Origin of the sequence: uncultured Roseovarius sp. (assembly GCF_913054395.1) — a bacterium.
GTDB lineage: Bacteria > Pseudomonadota > Alphaproteobacteria > Rhodobacterales > Rhodobacteraceae > Roseovarius.
In genome coordinates this window covers 1-9,415 of the sequence record NZ_CAJXIP010000130.1, presented here as the reverse complement: position 1 = coordinate 9,415, position 9,415 = coordinate 1, and the positions used below count along the sequence as shown (strand labels likewise).

The following is a 9,415-nucleotide window of genomic DNA, read 5'->3' as shown; positions in this document are numbered from 1 at the left end:
AGCAACGAGGATAATCAAGAAAGGACAGACCAATGCGATCACCGATTTCCATTCTCGCGACCGCGCTTGTGACACTCTCCACACCCGCACTCGCAGAAACGGCCGACACCACGCCCCAGTCGCCATTTGCAGCGCCCACCCTGATCCAGTTCGACGGACCGACAGATGCCACCACCCCGACCCTGTCAACTCATAGCCGCGCCACGCTAAGCGGCACCGCCAACTGGACCGGCTTTTATGCCGGCGGGCAGATTGGCTTTGCCAACCTCGACACCAACATCTCGAACAGTGATGACGACGTCATCGGCGGTCTTGTGCTTGGCTATGATTATGATTTCGGCCAGTGGGTTCTTGGCGGCGGCATTGATTACGACTTTGCCGACCTCGATGCGGGGGGCACCACCACGGTCGAGGAAATCTTCCGCCTCAAACTGCGTGGTGGCTACAAGATCGGCAAGGGCCTGCTTTATGGCACAGGCGGCTATGCCAATGCAGACACCAACAATCGCGGCGATGACGATGGCTGGTTCATCGGTGGCGGCTATGACTATATGATCAGCGACAGTTTTTCGCTGGGCGGCGAGGTGCTCTATCACGAGTTTGACAACTTCAACTCGACCGGCACCGACATTGAGGCCACCACAGTTCAGCTGCGCGCCACGTTCCGTTTTTAATCGCGGTTTGGCGCAGCCGAGGCGGGCATATACCCTCGGGCATGCCCGCCCGCTTGTTTCGACAAGGCCCAAGGCCCTATTTACGGGCCAACCGTTGCGACACGGCAACAGCCCCCCGCAAGAACCCGCCGGACCCCCCGCTTTTTAAGCGTTGAGCCGCCGATCACATCGGTGTGAGTGTCCAAATATTCCCGCAGTCTTGTCCCATATCAATCTCGAACCAATATGATCGTGTACGGCAATACCGTGCCCTTGGCGCATCCATCTCAATTCAATGCGCCTGCGGCGATCACTATATTCCGAAAGGAGCATGACATGATGAAGACAACAACAGCGCTGGCAACCGTTACCGCCCTTATGGCCGCCCCCGCATTCGCTGGCTCGGCTGCGGCACCGGCGCCTGATCCGGTTATCGAAACCGCCGTTCCCGTCGCCCCGGCCACCCCCAACTGGACCGGCTTCTATGCCGGTGGCCAGCTTGGTTATGGCAATGTCGATACCGACCTGCCGGGCGTTGACGGTGATGGCCTGATCGGTGGTCTCGTGCTTGGCTATGACTATGACCTTGGCAACAACTGGGTTGTCGGTGGCGGCCTTGATTATGATTGGGCCGATATCGACCTCGCGCCCGGCATAAGCGTCGAGAATGTCTTTCGCGCGAAACTGCGTGGCGGTTACAAGATCGGCAATGGCCTGCTTTACGGCACCGGTGGCTATGCCTGGGCCGATACGGACAGTGTAGGCGACGATGACGGCTATTTCGTCGGCGCCGGTTACGAGCACATGGTCACCCAGAATATCTCGGTCGGTGGCGAGCTTCTGTATCGCCAGTTCGACAGTTTCGGCACCGCGAATACCGACGTCGATGCGACCACCGTTCAGGCGCGGGCCACGTTCCGCTTCTGATCCGCGCAAGCCTTGCGATCCAACGACAACGGGCGGCCCTCTGGCCGCCCGTTTGCCTGTCATATGCCCGCGAAGGGACGGATCAATCGAGACCGAGCCGCCCCTTGAGCGTATCAAGCGTGCGGCGGTCCTCCACCTCCATCGGGGCGACGCGCGATTTGAACAGCGTCGCCTGTGACTTGAGCATCAAGCCGTCCTCCAGGATCTTGAGATGGTTCGCCCGAAGCGTATCGCCACTTGAGGTGATATCGGCAATCGCCTCGGCCGTCTCGTTCTTGACCGTACCCTCGGTCGCGCCCTGACTATCCATCAGCTGATAATCGGCAACGCCGTTTTCGCGCAGGAAATCGCGCACAAGGCGGTGGTATTTCGTGGCAATCCGCATCCGGAACCCATGCTTGAGCCGGAACGCCGCCGCCGCCGCGTCCAGATCGTCGAGCGTGCTGACATCTACCCAACACATCGGCACCGCCAGCACAAGATCGGCCTGGCCGAACCCAAGTTCGGCCAACTCCCTGACGCGGTTTTCCCATTGGCCAAGCTTTTCGCGCACAAGATCGGTGCCCGTCACGCCAAGATGAATGCGCCCGGCGACAAGCTCTCGCGGGATTTCGCCCGCCGACAGCAGGACAAGCTCAACGTTATCAATACCCTGAACAAAGCCCGCATATTCGCGATCTGATCCCGAGCGCCCCAATGTGATGCCGCGTTTGGCAAACCAGTCAAAGGTTTTATCCATCAGCCGCCCCTTGGACGGCACCCCCAGTTTCACGCTCATTGACCATCCTCCAGGCCAAGCACCAGCCCCGGACGGATCACCCCGCCCACCGCCGGTATTTCGCGTCCACGGCCCAATTGCCGGGTCAGCGCATCATAGCGCCCGCCGCTGGCCACAAGCGGCAGGTCGGGGCGGTTCTCGCAGGAAAAGCCAAACACGAACCCGTCGTAATACTCCATCTGCGTGCGTCCAAAGCTGGCCTCGAAATCAAGCGTCGTCACGTCGATCCCGCGCGCCGCCATCGCGTCAAGCCGGGCGGCAAGCCGGTCAACGGCGGGAAGGATCGCAGGCATGTCGACCGCAATGTCGCGCAACCGTTCAAGCGCATAGGTGCAGGTTTCACGCACCGCCAGGATGGCTTCGATCAAGGCAACCTCGGCGCCTGATATCGGCGGCGTCGCCTCGTCTTCACGCAGCGCCCTGATCCGGGCCGCGATTTCATCCGGCCCACGCAGCCCGATCATCGCGCCCGCCATCGCCATCGGGTCGTCCGCCGCCAAAAGCGCCTTGCGGGTCTCGGGCACCGGCGCGCGCCCCGAAAAGCGGTCGATCAGCGCGCGAAACCGGCGGGGCCGCCAGATGTGGCGCCGAAGCGCCGCCTTGCGCCGGTCGGTGGTCTGCAATCCGTCAACCGCCGCCATGAGGATGCCGATATCGCCCGTCGCCGCCTTAAGGCCAAGCGGGCGCAGGATATCGAAGAACAGCGCGAACACCTCGGCATCCGAGGCCTCGGGGGCGACGCGCTCGAAAATCTCGAAACCGACCTGGGTATATTCATTGCTGCGCGACGCATCGTGCTCCTGACGGCGAAATACCGCGCCGGAATAGGTATAGCGCGCAGGTTCCGCGCCATGTTCCATATGCATCTGAACCACCGGCACGGTGAAATCGGGGCGCAGCATCTGCTCGCCCCGAAGCGCATCCGAAGTCACATAGGCGCGCGCGCGGATGTCTTCTCCGTAAAGGTCAAGCAGCGCTTCAGCGGGTTGCAGAACCGAGGTTTCGACCGGAAGCGCGCCCGCCTGTTCAAACAGGCGGCGCAGACGATCGGCCTCGGCGCGGATGGCGGCACGGTTCGGCATCAGCCCTGCCCACCCAGAATCTCGCGCACCTTTTCGACAAGCTGCGCGCGGGGCACCTCGAACTGGCTCGGCCGTTCTTTCCATTCTTCTAGGGTGGCGTTTTCCGCGATCTGCGCACCAAGGATCAGGTCCTTGATCTGCACCACGCCCTTGGCGTTTTCGTCGCCGCCCTCGATCACGGCAACCGGGCTGTTGCGCTTGTCGGCGTATTTCAACTGGTTGCCGAAGTTCTTGGGATTGCCAAGATAGACCTCGGCACGAATGCCCGCCGCGCGCAATTCGCCGACCATTGCCTGATAATCGGCCATGCGATCGCGATCCATCACGGTAACGACCACCGGCCCCTCTGCCTTTGCCTGCAACCGTCCCTTGGCATGCAGCGCCGCCAACAGGCGGTCAACGCCGATACTGACGCCCGTCGCGGGCACTTCCTGACCGGTGAAGCGCTTGACAAGATCGTCATAGCGCCCGCCCCCCGCGACCGACCCGAACTGTCGGGGGCGGCCTTTTTCGTCAAGGATTTCAAAGGTCAATTCGGCCTCGAACACCGGCCCGGTGTAATAGCCAAGCCCGCGCACGACAGAAGGGTCGATCACGATCCGGTCGGGGCCGTAGCCCTGGGCGGCGAGCAGGGTGGCGATTTCTTCGAGTTCGCCCACCCCTGCGGTGCCCACATCCGATCCACCGACAGCAGCGCGCAGGTTGCTGAGTGTCGCGGCAGTGTCGCCGCCTTTCGATGTGAGAAACGCCAGAACCGGCGCGGCCTGTTCGTCAGACAGCCCCACCCCGTCGATATAGGCCCCCGAGGCATCAAGCCGCCCCTTGCCAAGCAATTCCCGCACGCCAGACTCGCCCACCTTGTCGAACTTGTCGATGGTGCGAAGGACGGCGGCCTGCTGCTCGGGGTCCGTGACGCCGGTCGCCTCAAGCACCCCGTTCAGAACCTTCCGGTTATTCACCCGCACCACATAGTCGCCGCGCGGGATGCCGACCTCTTCAAGGCAATCGGCAAGCATGGCGCAGATCTCGGCATCGGCGGCCATGGACGCGGTGCCAACAGTATCCGCATCGCATTGATAGAACTGGCGAAACCGCCCCGGCCCCGGCTTTTCATTGCGCCAGACCGGCCCCATCGCATAGCGTCGGTAGGGCGTCGGTAGATCGTTGCGGTGCTGGGCGTAGACCCGCGCCAGCGGCGCCGTCAGATCATAGCGCAGCGCAAGCCATTTCTCGTCCTCGTCCTGCCATGCAAAGACGCCCTCGTTGGGGCGGTCCACATCCGGCAGGAACTTGCCAAGCGCCTCGACGGTTTCCACCGCGCTGCTTTCCAGCGCGTCAAACCCGTAACGATGATAGACCCCGGCAATCTGGCGCAGCATGGCGGTGCGTTCGCTCACTTCTGCGCCGAAATAATCACGAAAGCCTTTCGGCGTTTCGGCCTTGGGGCGGGGCTGTTTCTTGGGCTTGGCCATGGCTCTGGTCCTTGCGGGTGCTGTCGTGGCGCGGTCTAGCCCAAGGGCCGCGCGGGGGCAAGCGGGGCGTGGGCAGTTGACCGGATGCGCCCGCGCCGCTAGAGCGGGGGAATGACCGAACTCGAAGAGAAAATCGCGCATCTGACGCGCACCGTTGATGACCTGTCGGACGTTGTCGCCCGCCAGGATCGCGAGATTGCCAACCTCGCCGCCCGCCTTCAGATGATGATCGAGCGCGAAGCCGCCCGCACGCCCGAAGACGATGGCGGTGTCTTTCTCGGCGACGAGCGCCCGCCGCATTACTGACAGGCATATCGCCATGCGCGCATCCGCCCCGACCGGATCCGGCGTGACCCGGTGAAGGCGTCAGATTTCCTCGACCGTGACAACACCGCTTAGGCTTTTGATCGCGCCCTTGATTTGCGGGGTGACGGGATATTCCTGTCCGCTGTCGACCTCGACCTCGCCGGGCAACCCCTGCCCCATCAGGCAGAAATGGATTGGCCCGCGCCCGCCCGCCTTGACGGTGCGCGCCGCATTGTCGAGCACCGAGGCGACCGAGGCGATCACCCCCGGCTGATCTATGAATATCCGCAGGCCCACAGCCCCGGCATCGGCCACCATCCCGTCAATCGGCTGGACATTGCGGCACAAAAGCTTGAGCTGGTCGGATTCCAGCGTCGCTTCGGCGGTGATCACCACCTGCGCGCCGGTTTCCAGAAATTCGCGTGATTTCTCAAGCGCTTCCGAAAACAGCGTTACCTCGTAACCACCGGTGGTGTCGGACAGCTGTGCAAAGGCAAAACGGTTGCCGCGCGCCGATTTGCGTTCCTGCCGCCCGGCCACGACCCCGGCCATCTTGACAAGACACGGCCCGCCCTGCGCCCGCGCCATCACCTCGTCGAGGGTTTTGACCTCCTTGCGCTTGAGCACGGTCATATAGTCGTCAAGCGGATGCCCCGAAAGATAAAAGCCGACCGCCTTGAATTCTTCGGTCAGCCGCTCTGCGGGCAACCAATCCTCAAGCGGGCTCATCCGCGGTTCGGGCAGATCGTCACCTGCCTCACCGAACAGCGAGACCTGGTTGGAGTTTTTCTGATCGTGGATCGCAGCGGAATAATTCACCAGCCCCTCAAGGCTGTCGAACACACGGCGGCGGTTGCGATCAAGAACGTCAAACGCCCCGGCCCGCGCCAGCATCTCAAGCGGGCGTTTGCCGACCCGCTTGAGATCCACCCGGCGGGCGAAATCGTAAAGCGTGGCAAAGGGTTTGTCCCCGCGCCCCTGCACGATAAGCTTCATCGCCTCTACACCGACATTCTTGAGCCCGCCCAGCGCATAATGCAATGCGCCGTCACGCACCACGAAGGTCGCCTCGGAACGGTTGACACAGGGCGGCACCCAGTCAAGGCGCAGCCCCTTTTTGACCTCTTCAAAGTAAACCGCCAGCTTGTCAGTGAGGTGAATATCGCAATTCATCACCCCGGCCATGAATTCGACCGGATGATTGGCCTTGAGCCATGCGGTCTGATAGCTGACCACAGCATAGGCGGCAGCGTGGGATTTGTTGAAACCGTAGTTGGCAAACTTTTCCAGAAGGTCGAAAACCTCGCTCGCCTTCTTCTTTTCAACCCCGTTTTCGGCGGCACCCTTTTCAAACTTGGGCCGCTCGGCATCCATCGCCTCTTTGATCTTTTTACCCATGGCACGGCGCAACAGGTCGGCGCCGCCAAGGCTATAGCCCGCCATGACCTGCGCGATCTGCATCACCTGTTCCTGGTAGACGATGATGCCTTGGGTTTCCTCAAGGATGCTGTCGATCAGCGGATGCACGCTCTCGATCTCGCGCAGCCCGTTCTTGACTTCGCAATAGGTCGGGATGTTCTCCATCGGGCCGGGACGATAAAGCGCCACAAGCGCCACGATATCCTCGATGCAGGTGGGTTTCATCCGCTTGAGGGCATCCATCATCCCCGAGCTTTCAACCTGGAACACCGCAACCGTCTTGGCGCGCGCATAAAGGTCATAGGTCTTTTCGTCATCAAGCGGGATCTGCCCGATGTCGTTTTCCGCGCCCTTGATCGGCTCGTAGATTGTGCTGCCATCGGCGGCGACATGAAGATCACGCCCGCCTGCGTGAATCTGCTCGATCGCGTTCTGAATGACGGTCAGGGTTTTCAGCCCAAGAAAGTCGAACTTGACGAGGCCCGCCTGTTCCACCCATTTCATGTTGAACTGCGTCGCGGGCATATCGGATCGCGGATCGCGGTAAAGCGGCACCAGCGCGTTCAATGGCCGGTCCCCGATCACCACGCCCGCCGCATGGGTCGAGGCATTGCGCAACAGCCCCTCGACCTGCATGCCGTATTTCAAAAGGCGGTCGACCACCTCTTCGTTCTTGGCCTCTTCGCGCAGCCGCTCTTCCTGGGCCAGCGCCTGTTCGATACTGACAGGTTTCACACCCTCGACCGGAATCATCTTGGACAGGCGATCCACCTGGCCATAGGGCATCTGCAAAACCCGGCCGATATCGCGCACCGCCGCCTTGGACAAAAGCGCACCAAAGGTGATGATCTGCCCCACCTTGTCGCGCCCGTATTTCGCCTGCACGTATTGGATCACCTCTTCTCGGCGATCCATGCAAAAGTCGATGTCAAAGTCCGGCATCGAAACCCGCTCGGGGTTCAGGAACCGCTCGAACAGAAGGCTATAGCGCAACGGATCAAGGTCGGTGATCGTCAGCGCATAGGCCACAAGGCTACCAGCCCCCGATCCACGCCCCGGCCCTACCGGAATATCATTGTCCTTGGCCCATTTGATGAAATCGGCAACGATCAGGAAATACCCCGGAAAGCCCATGCCCTCGATAATGCCAAGCTCGAAATCAAGCCGCGCCCGATAGTCCTCGACCGAGGCCGCATGCGGGATCACGGCAAGACGCGCCTCAAGCCCGGCGATCGCCTGACGCCGCAGTTCCTCGACCTCGTTATCAGCGAATTTCGGCAGGATCGGATCGCGGCGATAGGTGCCAAAGGCACAGCGCCTGGCGATCTCGACGGTGTTTTCCAACGCTTCGGGCAGATCGGCAAACAGCGTCACCATTTCCTGCGGCGTCTTGAAGTAATGCTGCGGCGTCAGGCGGCGGCGCGGCTGGCTCTGGTCGACATAGGCACCATCGGCCACGCAAAGCATCGCATCATGCGCCTCATACATTTCGGATTTGGGGAAATAGACGTCATTGGTCGCCACCAGCGGGATGTCCATGCCATAGGCCATCTCGATCAGCCCGCGCTCGCTAAGCCGCTCGGCCTCGGGCGCACCGCCCTCGCCGGGGTAACGCTGTAATTCGACATAAAGCCGGTCGCCATAGATCTCCTTGAGCTGCCCCATCAAGGCCTCTGCCGCCGGGCGCTGTGCGCCGCGCAGCAGGCGCCCCACCGGGCCATCCGGCCCGCCGGTCAGGCAGATCACCCCCTCGCCATGCTCGGCCAGATCAGAGACCGTGACATGCGGCAATTCCCCGTCGTCGCGCAGGTAAAGGCAGGAATTGAGCTTCATCAGGTTTTCATAACCGCGTTCGTTCTGCGCCAGCAAAACCACCGGCGCGGGCGGCTTGGCGCGCTCGCCCGGTGTCGCCGCGACATATGCGACATCGACCTGACACCCCATGATCGGCTGAATGCCCGCCCCGCTTGCGGTCACCGAAAACTCCAGCGCTGCGAACATGTTGTTGGTGTCGGTCACCGCCACCGCAGGCATGCCCGCCGCCGTACAAAGGCCCGCAAGTTTCTTGAGCCGTACAGCGCCTTCCAACAGGGAATACTCGGTGTGAACGCGCAAATGAATGAATCGGGGATCAGCTGTCATAACGGCGACACTAGCCGTGCGGCGCGGCAAACAAAAGACTTGCCAAAGGCCATTTTCACCGCTTTCATGATCTTGCATCAGTCAAGCCCGCCGCCTTCTACGCCGCATCGAAGGTCAGGCACGTTCAGGGCAGGTATGGGTAAGGCGGCGGGTTTTCACAATGAACATCACGTTTCTTCTCAACGGAGAGACTGTGGCCCTGCCCGAGGCAGAGCCGACCCGGACCCTGCTTGACTGGCTGCGCGAAACACGCGGACTTACCGGCACCAAGGAGGGCTGCAACGAGGGCGATTGCGGCGCCTGCACCGTGCTGGTCGGGCGGCTGATGGGCGAGGAGATCGTCTATGACTCGGTGACCGCCTGCATCCGCTTCATGGGCAGCCTGCACGGCACCCATGTGGTCACCATCGAGCATCTGCGCGGCGAAAACGGCAATCTGCATCCGGTGCAGCAGGCGCTGATCGACCACCACGGCAGCCAATGCGGATTTTGCACGCCGGGCTTTGTTATGTCGATGGTCACCGCCCATAAGAACGGCGCGACGGATCATGATGTGCAATTGGCCGGGAACCTCTGTCGCTGCACCGGCTATGCGTCGATGGTTGGCGCTGCCGAAGCGGCGGCGGAGCAACCCGT

Annotated in this window: 8 protein-coding genes; 4 read left to right on the top strand and 4 right to left on the bottom strand. The window is 61.8% G+C overall.

Going from position 1 to position 9,415, the window contains the following annotated elements:
* The first annotated feature begins 32 nt into the window (after window positions 1-32).
* The gene (locus tag QZ522_RS15110; RefSeq protein ID WP_294613356.1) at window positions 33-674 is read left to right on the top strand and encodes a porin family protein; all 642 of its coding nucleotides are present in this window, start codon (window positions 33-35) and stop codon (window positions 672-674) included.
* 318 nt (window positions 675-992) lie between these two features.
* Window positions 993-1,580, top strand: a complete 588-nt coding sequence (locus tag QZ522_RS15105; protein ID WP_294613359.1) for a porin family protein — start codon at window positions 993-995, stop codon at window positions 1,578-1,580.
* A gap of 82 nt (window positions 1,581-1,662) precedes the next feature.
* Here QZ522_RS15105 and hisG read toward each other — a convergent pair whose 3' ends face one another.
* From hisG to hisS, 3 genes are read right to left on the bottom strand one after another with little or no spacing between them, the layout of a single operon-like run.
* Window positions 1,663-2,358, bottom strand: coding sequence for an ATP phosphoribosyltransferase (gene hisG / locus QZ522_RS15100; protein WP_294613353.1), 696 nt, complete (start codon window positions 2,356-2,358; stop codon window positions 1,663-1,665).
* Window positions 2,355-3,440 (bottom strand): ATP phosphoribosyltransferase regulatory subunit, encoded by a 1,086-nt coding sequence (locus QZ522_RS15095; RefSeq protein ID WP_294613350.1) that lies wholly within the window; start codon window positions 3,438-3,440, stop codon window positions 2,355-2,357. Before QZ522_RS15095 ends, hisG begins: the two co-directional genes overlap by 4 nt.
* Window positions 3,440-4,912, bottom strand: a complete 1,473-nt coding sequence (gene hisS, locus QZ522_RS15090) for a histidine--tRNA ligase (protein ID WP_294613347.1) — start codon at window positions 4,910-4,912, stop codon at window positions 3,440-3,442. The genes QZ522_RS15095 and hisS overlap by 1 nt, the downstream gene beginning before the upstream one ends.
* A 111-nt stretch (window positions 4,913-5,023) precedes the next feature.
* On the opposite strand from hisS, the gene QZ522_RS15085 reads away from it, so the two are divergent.
* Window positions 5,024-5,218, top strand: a complete 195-nt coding sequence (locus QZ522_RS15085) for a SlyX family protein (protein WP_294613344.1) — start codon at window positions 5,024-5,026, stop codon at window positions 5,216-5,218.
* 60 nt (window positions 5,219-5,278) lie between these two features.
* Here QZ522_RS15085 and dnaE read toward each other — a convergent pair whose 3' ends face one another.
* Window positions 5,279-8,779 (bottom strand): DNA polymerase III subunit alpha, encoded by a 3,501-nt coding sequence (gene dnaE, locus QZ522_RS15080; RefSeq protein WP_294613341.1) that lies wholly within the window; start codon window positions 8,777-8,779, stop codon window positions 5,279-5,281.
* A gap of 160 nt (window positions 8,780-8,939) precedes the next feature.
* Between dnaE and QZ522_RS15075 the strand changes: the two genes are divergently transcribed.
* The coding region (locus tag QZ522_RS15075; protein WP_294613339.1) for a 2Fe-2S iron-sulfur cluster-binding protein at window positions 8,940-9,415 on the top strand (476 nt) is incomplete at its 3' end.

Coding starts and splice junctions, on each gene's coding strand:
- QZ522_RS15110 (WP_294613356.1), top strand. CDS start 33: ATGCGATCACCGATTTCCATTCTCGCGACCGCGCTTGTGACACTCTCC.
- QZ522_RS15105 (WP_294613359.1), top strand. CDS start 993: ATGAAGACAACAACAGCGCTGGCAACCGTTACCGCCCTTATGGCCGCC.
- hisG (WP_294613353.1), bottom strand. CDS start 2,358: ATGAGCGTGAAACTGGGGGTGCCGTCCAAGGGGCGGCTGATGGATAAA.
- QZ522_RS15095 (WP_294613350.1), bottom strand. CDS start 3,440: ATGCCGAACCGTGCCGCCATCCGCGCCGAGGCCGATCGTCTGCGCCGC.
- hisS (WP_294613347.1), bottom strand. CDS start 4,912: ATGGCCAAGCCCAAGAAACAGCCCCGCCCCAAGGCCGAAACGCCGAAA.
- QZ522_RS15085 (WP_294613344.1), top strand. CDS start 5,024: ATGACCGAACTCGAAGAGAAAATCGCGCATCTGACGCGCACCGTTGAT.
- dnaE (WP_294613341.1), bottom strand. CDS start 8,779: ATGACAGCTGATCCCCGATTCATTCATTTGCGCGTTCACACCGAGTAT.